This is a genomic window from Dietzia sp. MNB45 (assembly GCF_051994785.1).
Classification (GTDB): domain Bacteria; phylum Actinomycetota; class Actinomycetes; order Mycobacteriales; family Mycobacteriaceae; genus Dietzia; species Dietzia kunjamensis.
The window spans coordinates 1985685-2003577 of the sequence record NZ_CP163397.1; the positions used below are offsets into that span (position 1 = coordinate 1985685).

Sequence of the window (17893 nt, forward strand, 5' to 3'; positions counted from 1 at the left end):
AGTGGGTGGCCCAGTGGTCACTCCCCAGCGATCACTCCCCCGCGATCACTCCCCACGCTCACTCCCCCGCGCTCACCCCTCGGCCGCGAGCTGACCACACGCCGCGTCGATCTCCTGGCCGCGGGTGTCGCGCACCGTGCACGAGACCCCGGCCGCGCGCACGGCGGCGACGAAGGCGTCCTGCTGATGGCGGGGGCTGGCGTCCCACTCGCTGCCCGGCGTCGGGTTGAGCGGGATGAGGTTCACGTGCGCCATGGGCCCGAGACGCTGGGCGAGCAGTCGACCGAGCATCTCGCCCCGCCAGGTCTGATCATTGACGTCACGGATCAACGCGTACTCGATGGACACCCGCCGCCCCGTGGCATCGGCGTAGTGACGAGCCGCGTCCATGACCTCGGAGACCGGCCACCGGTTGTTGACGGGCACCAGGGTGTCCCGGAGTTCGTCGTCCGGGGTGTGCAAGGACACCGCCAGGGTGACCTGGAGCCCCTCCTCTGCCAGCTTGTGGATGGCGGGGACCAGGCCCACCGTCGACACGGTGACCGCGCGTTGCGACAGACCGAATCCCGACGGCGGCGGGGCGATGATGCCTCGCACGGCGGTCATGACGCGCTTGTAGTTGGCGAGCGGCTCCCCCATGCCCATGAACACGACGTTGGACAGTCGCCCCGGCCCGCCCGGGATCTCACCGTCGCGCATGGCGCGGGCGGCGACCCTGACCTGCTCCAGGATCTCGGCTGCCGAGAGGTTGCGTTGCAGACCGCCCTGCCCCGTCGCGCAGAACGGGCACGCCATCCCGCAGCCGGCCTGACTCGAGATGCACACGGTCGCCCGGTCGGGGTAACGCATGAGAACGCTCTCGACCAACGAACCGTCGTGCAGTTTCCACAGGGTCTTACGCGTGGTGCCCTCGTCGGTGGTGACGTGTCGTAGCGACGAGGTCAGCGAGGGGAACAGTTCTTCTCCGACCTTCTCCCGCAGGCCGGCCGGCAGGTCGGTCATCTCGCGGGTGTCCGCCTCGAGGCGCCCGAAGTACTGGTTGGCCAGCTGCTTGCCGCGGAATGCGGGAACTCCGAGCTCACCCATCGCCGCCTCGCGACCGTCGGCGTCGAGGTCGGCGAAGTGACGAGGGGGCAGCCCTCGGCGGGGGGCGTCAAAAACGAGCGGGAGAGGTTCAGCCATGATGCGGCCATTGTGTCAGAAACGGGCGACCGCAACACATCGCGAGCGGTGCCGTCCGACGCCGCCAGCGCATACAGTCCAGGTATGGCACAGCGATCACACGACCCGACAGACCGTCGTCACGCCGCCCCCGTCGAGGGGCGCGACGAGATCCCCCTCGAGGACACCCACGCGGACTCCACCCTCGTTCCCGCCGACGAGTCGACCCCTGCGACACGCACCCACGAGCAGGATGCTGTCCCCGATTCGTCGGGGGGACTTCTGGGCTCCGCGTGGGTGGGTCTGGTCCTGGGCGCGCTTGTCACCATCCTGCTGTTGATCTTCATCGCGCAGAACACGACCTCGACCGACGTCCGTTTTCTCGGGTTGGAGTTCACCCTCCCGCTTGGGGTGCTGATCCTCTTCGCCGCGATCGCCGGCGCGTTGATCATGGCCCTGTTCGCCGGCTTCCGGATCCTCCAGCTGCGGATGCGCGCACGCAAGGCGCGCAAACTGACCGCCCGACACTGACGCGCGACCCCCGGCGCGGGTCGGAGGGTCCGCTCACTTCGCGGCTTCGCCCCGTGCCGACGTCACCCGTGCCAACGGAGGTGGTCGACGACTCAGGTCGGCACGACGTAGGTGAAGATGACCCAGACGACCACCGCGGTGGGCAGCACGGAGTCGAGGCGGTCCATGAATCCGCCGTGCCCCGGCAGGAGCGTGCCCATGTCCTTGATTCCGAGGTCCCGCTTCACCTGGGATTCCACCAGGTCGCCCAGCGTCGCGGTGAAGACCGTCAGGACGCCGAGCAACAGGCCCTTCCAGATGCTGTCGTCGAAGAGCAGGGCGACCACGAGTGCGCCACCGACCGTGGCGAACAGGATCGACCCGGCGAATCCCTCCCAGGACTTCTTGGGGCTGATCGCCGGGGCCATGGGGTGCTTACCGAAGAGCACCCCCGCCACGTACCCCCCGACGTCGGAGCACACGACCAGCAGGATGAGGGCCACGACCCGTTGCGCGCCGTAGTCACCGTCCGACAGCATCGCGCCGAGGGCTCCCGGAACCGCGATCCACACCAACACGAACACCGCGACCGACACGTCGCGCATGTAGTTCTTCGGTGCGGTGGTCAGACCGGCCATGAGCAGACGCCAGACCAGGACGACCACGCCGGTGACGGCGAACGCGGCGAACGCGCCTTCCGCCCCGTTGAGGTAACCCGCCCAGACCATGGCCTGCCCGCCTGCGAGCAGCGGGAACAGGGGAAGCGCGAACCGGGCCTGCCGTAGGCGTTTGAAGACCTCCCAGGTGCCGACGGCGACGGCGCCAGCGGCGACCAGATACCACGCGCGGGGGGTGAAGGCGATACTGGCGATAACGAGCGCGCCCAGGCCGACCCCGACCGGGATCGCCCGGGTCAGGTCACGGCCGGCGCGCGACGGAGGTGCGGCGGCCGCGGCGGTGGGCCCGGGCGGGCCCTGGGGTGCGGGGTCCACGGCATACTCCTCGGTTCTCGGGTGATGGGTGTCGCGGAGGTCAGACCTCCATCAGGTCGCCTTCCTTGGCCTTGACGAGTTCGTCCACCTCGCCGACGAACCGCTGGGTGAGCTTGTCCAGCTCCTTCTCCGCCGCGTTGACCTCGTCCTCGCCGGCCTCGCCGTCCTTGTCGATGCGCTTGAGCTCGTCCATCGCCTTACGCCGGACGCCTCGGACGGCGATGCGGCCGTCCTCGGCCTTGCTCTTGGCCTGCTTGACCAGATCCCGGCGCCGCTCCTCGGTGAGCTGCGGCACGGTCACGCGGAGGACCTGGCCGTCGTTGGTCGGGTTGACGCCCAGATCCGAGTTGCGGATGGCGTTCTCGATCGGACCGATCTGCGACATCTCGTACGGCTTGATGATGAGCATGCGCGGCTCGGGTGCCGAGATGGTCGCCATCTGGGTGATGGGAGTCATGCTCCCGTAGTACTCACAGAACACGCGGTTGAACATGCCCGGGTTGGCGCGGCCGGTGCGGATGGCGGAGAGCTCGTCGCGAACGTGCTCGATCGCCTTCTCCATCTTGTCCTCGGCCTCGAGCAGAGTGTCGTCGATCATGTCTGTCCCTTTTCGTTGGGGTCGGTGTCCGTGGTCGGGTCGAGGACGTGTCAGGCCGTGCTGGACACGAGCGTCCCGATCTGCTCACCGGCGACGGCGCGCGCGATGTTGCCCTCGGTGAGGAGGTTGAAGACGAGGATGGGCATGTCGTTGTCCATGCACAGGCTGAACGCGGTGGCATCGGCCACCTTCAGGCCCCGCTCGAGGCATTCGCGGTGCTCGATCCGGCTGAAGAGCTCGGCGTCGGGATTGGTACGGGGATCGTCCGAGTAGACGCCGTCCACCGCCTTGGCCATGAGCAGCACGTCGGCCTTGATCTCCAGCGCGCGCTGGGCTGCGGTGGTATCGGTCGAGAAGTAGGGCATGCCCATACCGGCCCCGAAGATCACGACGCGGCCCTTCTCCAGGTGTCGTTCCGCGCGCAGTGGGATGTACGGCTCCGCGACCTGTCCCATGTGGATGGCGGTCTGGACACGGGTCGACACACCCTCCTGCTCGAGGAAGTCCTGCAGTGCCAGGCAGTTCATGACGGTGCCGAGCATCCCCATGTAGTCGCTGCGCGCCCGGTCGAGCCCGCGCTGCTGCAACTGGGCACCCCGGAAGAAGTTGCCGCCGCCGATCACGATCGCGATCTGCGCCCCCGTCCGGGAGACATCGGCGATCTGCCGGGCGACGGACTGCACCACGTCCGGGTCGATCCCCACGCCGCCGCCGCCGAACATCTCGCCGCCGAGCTTGAGCATCACACGTTTGTAGCCGTCCCGCGGGTCGGTCATCCCTCTCCTCGTCCCGGGCGGATCCAGCCCGTGTCGCGCGCGTTCACGCCCCCGACATCGATTGGCCGGAGTGGCGTGTGGTCCGTGGTGGGACCGGGTTCATTCTGCCCTATCGCCACGACCGCCACACTCCAGCCCGCCGGGTACGGGCACACCCGACCGTGCAGACGGCGACGGCGGTACCCGGGAAACCGGGTACCGCCGTCGTTCGGGAACCCGCTACGGCGGGTTCGGGCCGTGGTCAGGCCTGGCCGACCTCGAAACGCAGGAACGCCGAGACCTTGGCGCCGGCCTCGTCCAGCAGGGCGCCGACGGTCTTCTTGTTGTCGGTCACCGACGGCTGGTCGAGCAGACAGACATCCTTGTAGAAGCCGTTGAGGCGTCCCTCGACGATCTTCTGCAGCGCCTGCTCGGGCTTGCCCTCCTCGCGGGCGGTGGCCTCGGCGATCTCGCGTTCCTTGGCGACGATGTCGGCGGGCACCTCCTCGCGGGACACGTACTGCGCCTTCAGAGCGGCGACCTGCATCGCGGCGGAGCGCGCGGCGGCCTCGGCGGCCTCGCCCTCACCGGAGTAGGCGACCATGACGCCGACGGCGGGCGGCAGGTCGGAGGAACGCTTGTGGAGGTAGACGGCCACGGGACCGTCGAGCTTGCCCACACGGCGCAGGACGAGCTTCTCGCCGGACTTGGCGGAGAAGGAGACGACCGAGTCGGCCACGGTGGTGCCGTCGAGCTCGGCGGCGTTCAGCGCGTCGAGGTCGGAGATGCCCTGGGCCGCGGCGACCTCAACGATCTTGTCGGCCAGTGCGATGAACTCGGCGCTCTTGGCGACGAAGTCGGTCTCGGAGTTGAGCTCGATCATGACGCCGTCCTTGATGGCGACCAGGCCCTCGGCCGTGGTGCGCTCGGCGCGCTTGCCCACGTCCTTGGCGCCCTTGATGCGCAGCACCTCGACGGCCTTGTCGAAGTCGCCGTCGGTCTCCTCCAGAGCCTTCTTGCAGTCCATCATCCCGGAGCCGGTGAGCTCACGCAGACGCTTGACGTCGGCAGCGGTGTAGTTCGCCATGGTGGGGCGACCCTCCTTAAAGGGGTTCGTGATCTGTCGGAAAAGTGTTCTGAGTCGGTCGGCGGGCGATCGCCTCCACCCTAGACGCCGGGGCGTCGGTGGATCGTCCGCCCACCGCCTCCGACACCTCGGGCCCGGCCCCCGGATGATCCCCGTGGGGATCGTGGGCGGCCGGGCCCGACGGTGCTCGAGCTGGTGGTGAGGATCAGGCCTCGGTGGCCGGCGCCTCGGAGGTGGCGGCCGCGATATCCTGGGCGTCGGCCTCGGGGGCCTCGGCCACGGGGGACTCGGTGCCGGTGACCTCGGCGGGTGCCTCGGCACCCTCTGCCGTGGCGGCGCCGGTGACCTGGTCCAGCTGCTCGGTCTCCCACTCGGCGAGCGGCTCGGCCTCTTCGCCGGTGGCCTTGCCGGCCTGCGAGCGGGCCTTGAGTCCCTCGGCGACGGCGGAGGCGATGACGCGGGTCAGCACGGTGACCGAGCGGATGGCGTCGTCGTTCGCCGGGATCGGGTAGTCGACGACGTCCGGGTCGCAGTTGGTGTCGAGCAGCGCGACGACCGGGATGTTCAGCTTGCGGGCCTCGCCGACGGCGATGTGCTCCTTGTTGGTGTCGACGACCCACACCACGGAGGGGACCTTGCTCATGTCACGCATACCGCCGAGCGTGCGCTCGAGCTTGTTCTTCTCACGCGTGAGCATGAGGATTTCCTTCTTGGTGCGACCCTCGAATCCGCCCGACTGCTCCATGGACTCGAGCTCCTTGAGGCGGACGAGCCGCTGGTGCACGGTCTGGAAGTTGGTGAGCATGCCACCCAGCCAACGCTGGTTGACGTACGGCATACCGACCTTGGCGGCCTCCTCGGCGATGGCCTCCTGGGCCTGCTTCTTGGTGCCGACGAACAGGACGGTGCCGCCGTGGGCGACGGACTCCTTGACGAACTCGTACGCCTGGTCGATGTACGTCAGGGTCTGCTGCAGGTCGATGATGTAGATGCCGTTGCGGTCGGTGAAGATGAACCGACGCATCTTCGGGTTCCAGCGGCGGGTCTGGTGGCCGAAGTGGGCACCTGCGTCGAGCAGCTGCTTCATGGAGATGACTGCCATGATGGGTTGAGGGCTCGTCCGGCTTGGAAGCAGCCGGACCGCGAGGCCCTCGTCCTCGCTTTCTGTGTATCGGGTTTCGCCCTCGAGCCGGGTGGCCGCGGGCCCTGGTGTCCGCGCCGGGCCGGACCCCCGTCGGGCGGGGGCACCTGCTGGTCCGGCGTCCGGGGGGCCGGGGCTCATGGCCCCGGGGCCCGGATGCGGCTCCCGGGAACCGGGCTGCCGCAGGACACGCGAAGTCGATCGACGCAGAGTCGACCGCACCGGAAGCATAACCCCTCGGGCGCGCCCCTCCAAGGCGGCCCACCCGGGCGTGATCCGGGCATCGCGAACCGCGGTCGCGGGTGAGTCCCGTGCGTGGCGGCTCCCGGGGATGCCCGTGTGCGGCGGTCGCTGGGGATGGTCGTCCATCCTGTCCACAAGTTCCGATCCCCCATGGTCGGCTCCGGGGTGCGTGCGGTGGACTCACGGTATGCAGTCGAACCGGGTCGATCGACGACGGCTCCGCCACCGCGCCTGTGCCGGCCTGGCAGCGGGGATCCTCGCCGTCGTCCCGGTGGCCGACGCCGCGCCGTTCGGGTCACGGGTGGGCATGGGCAGCCCCCTGCCGGGTCCGGTCTCGGTCTCGACCCCGTTCGATCCGCCCGCCCAGCGATGGCTCCGGGGGCACCGTGGGGTCGATCTGGTCGGCACGGTGCTCGCCCCGGTGCGGGCGCCCGCGGACGGGACGGTCCTGTTCGCCGGGGCCGTGGGAGGTCGACCCGTCTTGTCGATCGACCACGGTGGCGGCCTTCGCACCACCTACGAGCCGGTGCGTGCCACCGTCCGGGCCGGTGATCGCGTCATCGCGGGCGGGGAGGTGGGCCGGCTCCTCGCCGGCCACCCCGGGTGTCCGGCCTCGGCGTGCCTGCATTGGGGCGCCCGTGTGACCTCCGGTGACCCGTCCGGTGACGACGACGACTACGTCGATCCGCTGTCACTGCTCGCGGACTCCGAACGGCCGATCCGCCTCAAGCCCACACGTCCCGGAGACGGAGCCGGCTGACGCCCGGGCCGCACTCCCCGCTCAGGCGCGGGGGTGGGCTCCGCGGTAGGCGGCCCGGAGGCGGTCCGCCGAGACGTGCGTGTAGATCTGGGTGGTCGCCGGGGTGGAGTGCCCGAGGAGCTCCTGTACGTGCCGCAGGTCCGCACCGCCCTCCAGCAGATGTGTCGCCGAACTGTGCCTCAGCGCGTGGGGCGAGACCCGGGGGGCGCCCGGCGTGGCCGCGGTGACCTCGTTGACGATCCGTCGCGCGGCCCGGGGGTCGAGTCGCCCCCCGCGCGCCCCGAGCAACAGGGACGGGCCGGACCGGGCGGTGGCCAACGCCGGGCGGCCGCCGTCGAGCCAGGCACGCAGTGCCCGGTCCGCGGGCGGGCCGTACGGGACGGCGCGCTCCCGGTCGCCCTTGCCCACCACCCGCAGCAGGCGACGCTCGGTGTCGACGTCGTCCACGTCGAGCCCGCACAGTTCGGCGACCCGAATACCGCAGGAGTAAGGCAGTTCCACGACCAGCCGGTCGCGCAGGGCGATCGGGTCCCCCTCGGCCGCGCCGAGCTCGGTGGTACGGATCGTCTCGGCCGCCTGGTCGAGGTCGAGCACCTCGGGCAGATGGCGACGGGCGCGGGGCGCCTCGAGCCGGGCCGCGACATCGGTCGGTACGAGGCCGGTCCGTGCGGCCCACCCGCTGAAGGATCGGGCTGCCGCGACACGGCGGGCGACGGTCGACCTGGCGGCCCCCGCACCGACTTGGGCGGCGAGCCACCCGCGCAGGGCGGGGAGGGTGAGTGCCCCGCGCAGGTCCGCCGCGGTGGAGGGTCCGTCGGTGTCCCGGGCGAGGTGGGCGAGCAGGCCGCGGACGTCGGAGCGGTAGGAGCGGACCGTCGCCTCGGACCGGGAGCGACCGGTGCGCAGGTAGTCCGCGAAGTCGTCGACCACGCCCCCGAACGGCTCGGACCGAGTGTCCCCATCACCCTCAGACATACTCACCGGCCCCATGGGTACCAATTGTCGCCCTCGCGTCGGGCCGGCGCAAGCACGCCGGGCCGGACCAGCCGGGCCGGACCAGCCGGGCCGGGCGACGGGGTCACGACACGGGGAAACTCATCTGCACCCCGCCATCCCGGCACCTGCGCCACCCCTCCGGGCCCCGTACGGCCGCCCCGGAGGCCAGGAGCCGGCCGAGGACGGCCCTCGCCGTGACGGGTGCGATCCCCGCCGAGGCCGCGATCTCGGCGGGCTCGGCGCCACCCGAGGTGGGCAGCGCCTCGAGGATCCGCCTGGTCGCGTCGTCCAACCCGTCCCACGCGCCGGGCTCACCCCTGGGGGGCGGCGCCGTCTCCCCCATCCGACCTGCGAGCTCGACCACGTCCGACGTCCGAGAGACCAGCACCGCACCCCGCTCCCGGAGCAGCAGGTGACACCCGACCGACGCGACCGACGTGACCGGCCCCGGTACCGCGCCGACAGGGCGGTCCAGCGCGGTGGCCCACGCCGCCGTGCTCAGCGCACCGCTCCGGGCAGCCGCCTCCACCACCACGGAGGCGCCGGTCAACGCCGCGATGATCCGGTTCCGGTCGAGGAAGCGATACCGCGTCACCCCGGTCCCGGGGGGCTGCGCGGAGATCACCGCGCCGGTCTCCGCGATCTCGCGCAGCATCGCGTCGTTCCCGCGCGGGTAGAGCCGATCCACGCCACCGGCGAGGACCGCGATCGTGGTGCCGCGAACCCCGAGGACGGCGCGGTGCGCTGCCGCATCGATCCCGAAGGCCCCACCCGAGACGACCGTGAACCCCTCGGCGGACACCCCGGCACCCAGGTCGGCGGTCACCGCCCTCCCGTACGGAGTGGGCGCCCTGGTCCCGACGAGAGCGACCGACCTGCCCAGCACCCGGCCCGGGTCTGCGGGGCCACGCCACCACAGCCCAAGCGGGCGCAACGCGGTGGGCACCCCGCCCGTCCCGGCGCGGCGTCGTCCGCGTGGACGGTCCAGGGGTTCGAGGGCGAACCCCGGCCAACCCGGGTCCCCGGGCACGAGGAGCCGGGCGTCCACCTCGTGGGCTGCCTCGAGCAGCCGCTCCCCGTCGACGAGGTCCCGCCGTGCCTCGGTCTGGGCCGCCACCGCGTCGCCGGCCCGACCGGCGCGGATCAGCTCCCGTGCCCGCACCGGTCCCACCGAGTCCACCAGGTCCCACAGCTGCGCGGTCGGGCGCTCGGTCACCGCGCCCAGGTAGGCGTAGGCCGCGCGCACCTCCGACGACACCACCGATTCCTGCTCCCGTTCCACCGGCATCACTCCTCCCCTCTCAGCACGAGCGCCTCCGCCACGTGCGGCTCCCCCGGCACTGTGGCCCCGTCCAGGTCGGCGACCGTCCACGCGAGGCGCAGACACCGGTCGACCCCGCGGGGTGACAACACCCCGTGTGCCAGTGCCCGGTCCAGGGGGTGCAGCGCCCGACGATCGAGCCCCCATACGGATCGCAGGACGCGGCCGGGGACCTCGGCGTTCGCCCGCGCACCGGCGGCCTCCGGGCAACCCGCCCACCTCTCGGCGGCGGCCGCCCTCGCCGTCGACACCCTCGTCCGTACCGCGGCGGTGTCCTCACCCTCGTCCACGGCGAACAGCCCGGACCCGAGCGGCAGCGTCCGTGCGGCGATGTCGATCCGGTCGCGCAACGGCCCGGTCAGCGACCGTCCGTAGCGCCGCCGGGCATCGGGGGTGCACGTACAGGCATCGGGCCGTGCACTGCCACACGGGCAGTCGTTCGCCGCCAGCACCAGCTGAAATCGGGCCGGGAAGACGGAGATGCCGTCGCGCCTGGCGATCCGCACCTCGCCGTCCTCGAGCGGAGTGCGGAGGCTGTCCAGAACCCGGCCGGGGAACTCGGCGCACTCATCGAGGAACAACACCCCGCGATGCGCCAGCGTCACCGCCCCCGGGCGTGCGACGTTGTTGCCGCCGCCGACGAGGGCGGCCACCGACGCCGAGTGGTGGGGAGCCACGAACGGCGGGCGACGTAGCAGCGGATCCCGCGGCGCGAGCCGTCCCATCACCGAGTGGATGGCCGTCGCCTCGAGTGCGTCCTGCTCCCCCAGATCAGGCAGCAACCCCGGGAGGCGACGCGCGAGCATGGTCTTGCCGGTCCCGGGAGCCCCGCGCAGGAGCACGGCGTGCCCCCCGGCGGCAGCCACCTCGACAGCCCGCCGACAGTCGTCCTGCCCGTGCACCTCCGCCAGGTCGGTGTGGGACCGCGCGCCCACGGCGCGGACCTCCGGGGCGTCCGTGACCAGGGCTCCCCGGCCCCGGCACCATGACGCGAGCATCGCGAGTGAGTCGACCCCCGCGGTGTCGATACCGCTGACCAGCCGGGCCTCCGCGAGGTTCGCGGCGGGAACGATCGCCCGGGACAGTCCGGCGTCCCGCGCCGCGAGCACGGCGGGCAGCACCCCGCGCACCGACCGGACCCGACCGTCCAACGCCAGCTCGCCCACCAGCAGGGTGCCGTCGAAGCCCGCCCCGGGCAGCTCCCCTGACGCGGTCAACGTGCCCACCGCGAGCGCCAGGTCGAACCCCGAGCCCCTCTTTGGCAACGCCGCCGGGGACAGGGACAGCACGACCTTGCCCGACGGCCAGGTCAGACCACTGTTGATCACGGCCGCCCGCATCCGCTCCCGCGCCTGCAACACCGCCGAGTCCGGCAACCCCACGATGCTGACCCCGGGCAACCCGCGGCCCACGTCGGCCTCGACCTCCACCAGCTGTCCACCGACTCCCTGCAGTGTGACAGCCCACGTCCGACCGAGCGCCACGGCTACAGCACGTCCTCGAACAGCTCGAGACGGGGCCGAGTCGGGTCCGCCAGGTCCACGCCCACCACGTCGAAGCAGACCTGGCGCCACCGGCCCGGGTTCTCCGAGAGCCAGTGGGCGGCCAACCGCCGCAGACGCCGTTGCTTGTCCGGGGTCACCGACTCGGCGGGGGTGCCGAAGCCCGTCCCCGTGCGCGCCCGGACCTCGACGAATCGCAGCCGCCCCGCGGCATCCAGTACCACCAGGTCGAGCTCGCCGGCCCGGCACCGCCAGTTCCGGCTGATGACCACCCCGCCCCGGGCCTGCATCAACCCCGCAGCGTGGTCCTCACCGAGTTGCCCCGTCCGTCGGCGGGGATCCACACCGCCCCCGGCCGCCTCGCCGCCCACCGCCTCGTCCCCCGTCATCGCCAGCCCTCCCGGCCGCCCGGTCCGTCCGGGCCCGCCGGGGCTCACCCTGCCGGACGGAAACGGCCCGGCCCGCTGGTCGCGGATCGGGCCGGGGGCGCCCTGTGGAAGCGGCGCGGGCTGTGGAGAACGGGGGCCGGGTGCTACTCCGGGAGCCGCAGTTCAGGCTTGTCGAGTTCCTCGATGTTGACGTCCTTGAAGGTCAGCACCCGAACGTACTTGACGAAACGTGCAGGTCGGTACATGTCCCATACCCACGCGTCGGACATCCTCACGTCGAAGTAGACCTCGCCGTCCGCCGACCGGGGGATCAGCTCGACGGCGTTGGCGAGGTAGAAGCGCCGCTCCGTCTCGACGACGTAGGTGAACTGGCCGACGATGTCGCGGTACTCGCGGTAGAGCGAGAGCTCCATCTCGGTCTCGTAGTTCTCCAGATCCTCGGCGCTCATCTCGTGCTGCTCCTCGAATGCGCCTGCGCGGCGCGACGGACGTTGGCGTACGACATCCGATGGATGCCGCTGGGACCGAGCTGCTCGATCGCCCTGGCGTGACTCACGGTGCTGTACCCCTTGTGGGCGGCGAAACCGTACCCCGGGTACCGCGAGTCGAGGTCCACCATAATCCGATCCCGCGTCACCTTCGCGAGGACACTCGCGGCGGCGATGGATGCGACCACTGCATCACCCCCGATCACGGACGTGGACTGACATCCGAGCCCGTCGACCGCGAAGCCGTCGGTCAGCACGAAACCGGGTGCCGGGTCGAGGGCGGCGACCGCCCGGCGCATCCCCTCCAGATTGCACCGGTGGATCCCGCGCATGTCGATCCGGTCCGGCTCGATCACCACCACACTCAGCGCCGACGCCCTGCGCAGGATCACGTCGTGCAGTCGCTCACGGGTGGCGGCGGTGAGCTTCTTCGAGTCATCCAGGTCGGCCAGGTCGGGGTGGAGCCGGTTCCCCAACACGCAGGCCGCCACCACCAGTGGGCCCGCACAGGAACCGCGTCCGGCCTCGTCGACACCGGCGACCGGGCCGAGACCTCGACGGGCGAGGGCTGCCTCCAACGCCAGGCGGCCGTCGCGACGGGTCACCCGGACCCGGCCGGGAAGGGCGACATCCCGGGGCCGCTGCGGTCGTGCCCGGCTCACCCCGCGTTGATATCCGGGGAGGACACCGTCCCGATCCGGCTGAACGGGAGGATGATCGCCCGGACCTTGCCGATGATGTTCTCCTCGGGCACGGTTCCCTGGAACTCGTCACCCATGTGGAAGCGAGAGTCCGCGGAGTTACCGCGGTTGTCCCCCATCACCCAGTAGTTGCCCTCGGGGACCGTGACCGGTCCGAAGGCACAATTGAGGGGGTTCCCGGCCGGCGAGGGGGCCTCGTTGAGGTACGGCTCGTCCAGCGGCTGACCGTCGACGAGCAGTGCACCATCCGGGGAGCAGCCCCCGACGGTCTGGCCCCCCACCGCGACGACGCGCTTGACCATGTCGTTCTGATCGGGTGGGACGATGCCGATCACGCCGCCGATGTTCTGCAGGGTCCTGATGACCTGATTGTCCGACCGGATGGACTGGTAGCCCTCGTTCCACGAATCGGGACCCTCGAAGACCACCACGTCCCCGGGTTCGGGGTCTCCGAACCGGTAGGTGATCTTGTCGACGAAGATGCGGTCCCCCGTGCAGCCCGCGCAGCCGTGAAGGGTGGGTTCCATGGACTCCGACGGGATCTGGTAGACGCGTCCGACGAAGGTCTGGAAGACGAACACCAGGACGAGTGCGATCACCACCAGCAGCGGGATCTCGATGTACCAGGGCTGGCCCTTCTTCTCGACGCCGCGAGCCGGGGCCCCGTCGTTACGGGACCCCGGCTCGGCGGCGTCATGTCCAGGCGTATCGGTGCTGCTCACCCGGATGAGCGTAGCCGATCCCGCACCGCCGACGGCGGCCGAGTCCGACCGGCTCTACACGGTCAGCGCTTCTCCTTGATCTTCGCGGCCTTGCCACGGAGTGCACGCAGGTAGTACAGCTTCGCGCGACGCACGTCGCCGCGGACCAGGACGTCGATGCGGTCGATCGTGGGCGAGTGCACGGGGAACGTGCGCTCGACGCCGACGCCGAACGAGACCTTGCGGACGGTGAAGGTCTCGCGGACGCCACCGCCCTGGCGACGGATCACGACGCCCTTGAAGACCTGGACGCGCTCCTTCGAGCCCTCGATGACCTTGACGTGCACGTCGAGCGTGTCGCCGGGGCGGAAGTCCGGGATGTCGTCGCGGAGCGACTTGTTGTCGATGAAGTCGAGAGTGTTCATTGTGTTCCTTGCATGTCAGGAATGAGGACAGAGGACCCTGGCGCCCGCCCGCAGGCGGGACGACCGGTTCGTGCCCCGGATCAGCGCGACCGTCAGCGGACACACGTGGTGCCCGGAAGGTCAACCTCGCTAGTGTGCCATCCGCTACTCGGCGGACTCAAATCACCCGGCCGGAGGAACCCAACCGAAGTCCGAGAGCGTCGCCAGGTCGGCCTTGTCCAGCTCGGCCGACCCGAGGAGATCGGGCCTCCGCTCGGCTGTGCGCCTCAGCGACTCGTCGCGGCGCCACCGCGCGATCCTGGCGTGATCGCCACTCTTGAGGACTTCGGGCACCGGCCGGTCGCGCCACACCTCGGGCCGGGTGAAACTGGGGCCCTCGAGCAGGCCGTCGGAGAAGGAGTCCTCCTCATGGCTGCGCCGGTTCCCCAGCACCCCGGGTAGGAGGCGGATGACGGCCTCCGCGATGACGAGCACCGCCACCTCGCCCCCGATGAGGACGTAGTCGCCGATGCTGACCTCCTCGACGTCCATCCGCGTGGACGCCTCGTCGACGACGCGCTGGTCTATGCCCTCGTAGCGACCACACGCGAACAGCAGGTGGCGTCGGCGGGCGTAGCGGTGCGCGTCGGACTGGGAGAACGGTCGTCCGGCGGGCGTCGGGACTATCAGGAGTGGGCGGATCTGACCGTCCCCCGGCTCGCCCATCGCCGTCCCCGGCGGCGGCACGAGGTCGTCCAGCGCTTCGCCCCACACCGTCGGGCGCATGACCATGCCCGGCCCACCACCGAACGGGGTGTCGTCGACCGACTTGTGGACGTCGTGGGTCCAGCCCCGGAGGTCGTGAACGGCGACGTCGACTATGCCCCGGTCGGCGGCCCGACCGATCAACGCCAACTGCAGCGGAGCGAGGTACTCGGGGAAGACCGTGATGACGTCGAGGTGCATGAGCGGACCGTCCCCACCGTCGGGGAGAGCGGTCACGACGTCCCCAGGTCGAGCAGCCCCTCCGGCGGGTCGATGACGCACGTCCGCGCGACGACGTCCACCTCGGGGACCATCTCGGAGACGAACGGGACCAGTGCATCGCCTCCGTCGGCCAGCCGGATGGCCAGGAGTTCGCCGGCCGCGGTGTGCACGATCTCGGTCACCTCGCCGAGGGTGGCACCCGAGGTGTCGAGTACCCGCAGTCCCACCAGTTGATGGTCGTGGTACTCGTCCGGGTCCTCCGGATCCTCCAGCGCATCCGAGTCGACGAGCAGCAGCATGCCGCGGAGTGCGTCCGCGGTGTCCCGATCACCGACGCCTTCCAGACGCACCAGAAGCCGCCCGGAATGCTGCCGGGCGGCTTCGATGGTGACGTCGCGGTCGGTGGCCCGATCGCCCCGACCGACCCGCCCGACGAGTCGGGTCCCGACGGCGAATCGCTCCTCGGGTGAATCGGTGCGAACCTCCACCACCAGTTCGCCGCGGACGCCGTGCGATTTGACGACGCGTCCCACGACGAGCTCCATGATGGTCCAGGTCCTCCGATTGCCGACGTGTACGGGCGGGGTCAGCGGTCGGTGTCGACCACGTCGACCCGGACACCGTCGCCGCCGACGGCGGAGACGATGGTCCGGATCGCGGAGGCGGTACGGCCACCCCGACCGATGACACGGCCGAGATCCTCGGGCGCGACGGCCACACGGATCACGGTGCCGCGCCGACCACCACTCGACCGGACGGTCACCGCGTCGGGGTCCGACACGATTCCGCGGACGAGGTGGTCGACGGCGTCGACGACCATGTCATTCATCTGTCTCAGGCCTCGGCGGTCTCGGCGTCAGCCGACGCGGCCTCGCCCTCGCCGGCCTCGGCGGCCTTCGCGGCCTCCTGCTCGGCCTTCTTGGCCTCGTCCTTCTTCGCCTTCTCGGCCTTGCGCTTGGCGGTGATGGCCTCAGCGGACGGCTCGCCCTGGGCGTCCTCGAGGGCCTTGTTGAACAGGTCCAGCTTCGAGGGCTTGGGCTCGGCGGTCTTCAGGGTGCCCTCGGCGCCCTCGATCCCCTTGAACTTCTGCCAGTCGCCGGTGATCTTGAGCAGCTGCTCGACGGCCTCGGTGGGCAGGGCGCCGACACCGAGCCAGTACTGCGCGCGCTCGGAGTCGATCTGGATGAAGCTCGGCTCCTCCTTGGGGCGGTAGAGACCGATGGTCTCGATGGCGCGCCCGTCGCGGCGGGTGCGGGCGTCGGCGACGACGACCCGGTACTGCGGGTTACGGATCTTGCCGAGGCGGGTGAGCTTGATCTTGACGGCCATGAGGCGTCTCGCTTTCTGTTGCGGGTCACGTGGCGATTCAGCGGCGCCCGCCCTGCTGGCGGGGCCCGGTTTCGCCTTCCGGGTGACCGCCGTTCGGCACGGACCCACGAGGGTCCACCGGTGACGGCGTCCAGCGGACCAGTCTAGACAGGCCGGGACGGTGGGCACCAATCGACGCGTCGGGCGGACCGGTCAGCGCTTGGGGAACTTCAGGTCGTTGAGGTCGATCCCCTCCAACCCCGGCGGGAGCTGGTCGAGTCCGGGCGGCAACTGGGACAGGTCGGGCATCCCGCCGGGCGGCATACCGGGCATCCCGGGCGGCATCCCCGGCATCCCCCCGGGCATCATCCCCCGCTGCTTGGGCGGGGTGGGACCGCGGCCCTTCCCCTTGCCCTTGCCCTTCTTGCCCTTGCGCTGGTTCTTGCGTCCCGCCCCGGGCATCCCCATCTGGCCCGCCATGCGGCTCATCATCTTGCGGGCCTCGAAGAACCGGTCGACCAACTGGTTGACGTCGGTGACCGTGACCCCCGAACCGTTCGCGATGCGCTGGCGGCGCGAGCCGTTGATGATCTTCGGGTCCGCGCGCTCCTCGGGGGTCATGCCGCGGATGATCGCCTGGATGCGGTCCAGGTACTTCTCGTCGATGTCGCCGACGGCGGCCTTCATCTCCTTGCCGCCGGGCAGCATGCCGAGCAGGTTCCCGATGGGCCCCATCTTGCGGATCATCAACATCTGGTCGAGGAAGTCCTCGAGCGTGAGCTCGCCGGAGCCGATCTTCGCGGCGGTCTTCTCCGCTTCCTGCGCGTCGAAGACCGTCTCCGCCTGCTCGATGAGCGAGAGCACGTCGCCCATCCCGAGGATGCGGCTGGCCATGCGGTCGGGGTGGAAGACGTCGAAGTCTTCGAGCTTCTCGCCGTCGGACGCGAACATGATCGGCGTCCCGGTGAGCTCGCGGACGCTCAGCGCGGCGCCACCGCGGGCGTCACCATCGAGCTTGGTGAGCACGACACCGGTGAAGCCGACGCCCTCACGGAAGGCCTCGGCCGTGACCACCGCGTCCTGACCGATCATCGCGTCCAGGACGAAGAAGGTCTCGTGGGGCTGGACGGCATCCCGGATCCCCCGGGCCTGGGCCATCATCTCCTCGTCGATGCCGAGTCGACCGGCGGTGTCGACGATCACGACGTCGTGCATCTTGGCGCGGGCGTGAGCCAATCCGCGCTGCGCGACGGACACCGGCTCCTGGACACCGATCACCTCGCCGTCGCCCCCGACGGAGGTCCCGGGGTGCGGGGCGAAGGTGGGTACTCCGGCACGCTCACCGACGATCTGCAGCTGGTCGACCGCTCCCGGCCGCTGCAGGTCACAGGCCACCAGGAGCGGTGTGTGCCCCTGCCCCTTGAGCCAGTGCGCCAGTTTGCCCGCCAGGGTGGTCTTACCCGCGCCCTGCAGACCCGCCAGCATGATGACCGTCGGGGGCTGCTTGGCGAACTCGATCCGTCGCTCCTGCCCGCCGAGGATGGCGGTGAGTTCGGCGTCGACGATCTTGACGACCTGCTGGGCGGGGTTGAGCGCCTCGGAGACCTCCGCGCCCTTGGCACGCTCCTTGACCCGCGCGATGAACTCGCGCACCACCGGCAGGGCGACGTCGGCCTCGAGCAGTGCCAGGCGGATCTCGCGGGCCGTCGCGTCGATGTCGGCGTCGCTGAGCCGACCTTTTCCGCGCAGGTCCTTGAGCGCACCTGTGAGGCGGTCGGACAAGGATTCGAACACGGCAACAGCTCCCTGGTTCGCGGCCCGGGAGCGCGCACGGTTCCCGGTGTCGTCG

At 70.8% G+C, this 17893-nt stretch carries 21 protein-coding genes; 2 read left to right on the forward strand and 19 right to left on the reverse strand.

Going from position 1 to position 17893, the window contains the following annotated elements:
• Window positions 1-72: 72 nt before the first annotated feature.
• The gene (gene rlmN / locus AB5G72_RS09530) at window positions 73-1182 is read right to left on the reverse strand and encodes a 23S rRNA (adenine(2503)-C(2))-methyltransferase RlmN (protein ID WP_067717626.1); all 1110 of its coding nucleotides are present in this window, start codon (window positions 1180-1182) and stop codon (window positions 73-75) included.
• Window positions 1183-1266: 84 nt separating this feature from the next.
• On the opposite strand from rlmN, the gene AB5G72_RS09535 reads away from it, so the two are divergent.
• Window positions 1267-1692 carry a LapA family protein gene (locus AB5G72_RS09535; protein ID WP_132061113.1) on the forward strand — a complete coding sequence of 142 codons (426 nt, stop codon included), beginning with the start codon at window positions 1267-1269 and terminating at the stop codon, window positions 1690-1692.
• Window positions 1693-1784: 92 nt separating this feature from the next.
• Here the strand turns inward: AB5G72_RS09535 and AB5G72_RS09540 are convergent, their stop codons facing one another.
• From AB5G72_RS09540 to rpsB, 5 genes are all read right to left on the reverse strand, one after another.
• Entirely contained in the window at window positions 1785-2663 is an 879-nt protein-coding gene (locus AB5G72_RS09540) for a phosphatidate cytidylyltransferase (RefSeq protein ID WP_067717620.1), read from the reverse strand.
• Window positions 2664-2703: 40 nt separating this feature from the next.
• Window positions 2704-3261 (reverse strand): ribosome recycling factor, encoded by a 558-nt coding sequence (gene frr, locus AB5G72_RS09545; protein ID WP_154827682.1) that lies wholly within the window; start codon window positions 3259-3261, stop codon window positions 2704-2706.
• Window positions 3262-3311: 50 nt separating this feature from the next.
• Window positions 3312-4037, reverse strand: a complete 726-nt coding sequence (gene pyrH / locus AB5G72_RS09550) for a UMP kinase (RefSeq protein WP_154827684.1) — start codon at window positions 4035-4037, stop codon at window positions 3312-3314.
• Window positions 4038-4278: 241 nt separating this feature from the next.
• Complete coding sequence (gene tsf, locus AB5G72_RS09555; RefSeq protein ID WP_185950420.1) at window positions 4279-5103, reverse strand: translation elongation factor Ts; 825 nt, start codon at window positions 5101-5103, stop codon at window positions 4279-4281.
• Between the two features lie 205 nt (window positions 5104-5308).
• Window positions 5309-6205 (reverse strand): 30S ribosomal protein S2, encoded by an 897-nt coding sequence (gene rpsB, locus AB5G72_RS09560; protein WP_440219747.1) that lies wholly within the window; start codon window positions 6203-6205, stop codon window positions 5309-5311.
• A gap of 469 nt (window positions 6206-6674) precedes the next feature.
• Here rpsB and AB5G72_RS09565 point away from each other — a divergent pair, with 469 nt between their 5' ends.
• Window positions 6675-7247, forward strand: a complete 573-nt coding sequence (locus AB5G72_RS09565) for a M23 family metallopeptidase (RefSeq protein WP_440219748.1) — start codon at window positions 6675-6677, stop codon at window positions 7245-7247.
• Between the two features lie 21 nt (window positions 7248-7268).
• On the opposite strand, the gene AB5G72_RS09570 is transcribed toward AB5G72_RS09565, so the two are convergent.
• From AB5G72_RS09570 to ffh, 13 genes are all read right to left on the reverse strand, one after another.
• A complete protein-coding gene (locus AB5G72_RS09570) occupies window positions 7269-8222 on the reverse strand; it encodes a tyrosine recombinase XerC (RefSeq protein WP_440219749.1) in 954 nt (317 codons plus the stop codon).
• 103 nt (window positions 8223-8325) lie between these two features.
• Window positions 8326-9525 carry a DNA-processing protein DprA gene (gene dprA / locus AB5G72_RS09575; protein ID WP_440219750.1) on the reverse strand — a complete coding sequence of 400 codons (1200 nt, stop codon included), beginning with the start codon at window positions 9523-9525 and terminating at the stop codon, window positions 8326-8328.
• A 5-nt stretch (window positions 9526-9530) separates the two neighbouring features.
• The gene (locus AB5G72_RS09580) at window positions 9531-11048 is read right to left on the reverse strand and encodes a YifB family Mg chelatase-like AAA ATPase (protein WP_440219751.1); all 1518 of its coding nucleotides are present in this window, start codon (window positions 11046-11048) and stop codon (window positions 9531-9533) included.
• 2 nt (window positions 11049-11050) lie between these two features.
• Complete coding sequence (locus AB5G72_RS09585) at window positions 11051-11455, reverse strand: YraN family protein (RefSeq protein WP_163375889.1); 405 nt, start codon at window positions 11453-11455, stop codon at window positions 11051-11053.
• Between the two features lie 143 nt (window positions 11456-11598).
• A complete protein-coding gene (locus AB5G72_RS09590; protein ID WP_007632861.1) occupies window positions 11599-11904 on the reverse strand; it encodes a DUF2469 domain-containing protein in 306 nt (101 codons plus the stop codon).
• The gene (locus tag AB5G72_RS09595) at window positions 11901-12605 is read right to left on the reverse strand and encodes a ribonuclease HII (protein ID WP_185950417.1); all 705 of its coding nucleotides are present in this window, start codon (window positions 12603-12605) and stop codon (window positions 11901-11903) included. The genes AB5G72_RS09590 and AB5G72_RS09595 overlap by 4 nt, the downstream gene beginning before the upstream one ends.
• Window positions 12602-13366 carry a signal peptidase I gene (gene lepB / locus AB5G72_RS09600; RefSeq protein WP_419763249.1) on the reverse strand — a complete coding sequence of 255 codons (765 nt, stop codon included), beginning with the start codon at window positions 13364-13366 and terminating at the stop codon, window positions 12602-12604. The genes AB5G72_RS09595 and lepB overlap by 4 nt, the downstream gene beginning before the upstream one ends.
• Window positions 13367-13428: 62 nt before the next feature.
• Window positions 13429-13770, reverse strand: a complete 342-nt coding sequence (rplS, locus tag AB5G72_RS09605) for a 50S ribosomal protein L19 (protein ID WP_067717600.1) — start codon at window positions 13768-13770, stop codon at window positions 13429-13431.
• A gap of 162 nt (window positions 13771-13932) precedes the next feature.
• Window positions 13933-14715: a tRNA (guanosine(37)-N1)-methyltransferase TrmD gene (gene trmD, locus AB5G72_RS09610; protein WP_440221486.1), complete on the reverse strand. Its 783-nt coding sequence runs from the start codon at window positions 14713-14715 to the stop codon at window positions 13933-13935.
• A 32-nt stretch (window positions 14716-14747) separates the two neighbouring features.
• Window positions 14748-15281 carry a ribosome maturation factor RimM gene (gene rimM, locus AB5G72_RS09615; protein ID WP_067717598.1) on the reverse strand — a complete coding sequence of 178 codons (534 nt, stop codon included), beginning with the start codon at window positions 15279-15281 and terminating at the stop codon, window positions 14748-14750.
• Between the two features lie 41 nt (window positions 15282-15322).
• On the reverse strand, window positions 15323-15565 hold the full coding sequence (locus AB5G72_RS09620) for an RNA-binding protein (protein ID WP_119192748.1): 243 nt from the start codon (window positions 15563-15565) through the stop codon (window positions 15323-15325).
• Between the two features lie 5 nt (window positions 15566-15570).
• A complete protein-coding gene (rpsP, locus tag AB5G72_RS09625; RefSeq protein WP_120283496.1) occupies window positions 15571-16065 on the reverse strand; it encodes a 30S ribosomal protein S16 in 495 nt (164 codons plus the stop codon).
• 192 nt (window positions 16066-16257) lie between these two features.
• Window positions 16258-17838: a signal recognition particle protein gene (gene ffh, locus AB5G72_RS09630; protein ID WP_440219752.1), complete on the reverse strand. Its 1581-nt coding sequence runs from the start codon at window positions 17836-17838 to the stop codon at window positions 16258-16260.
• Between the last annotated feature and the right edge of the window lie 55 nt (window positions 17839-17893).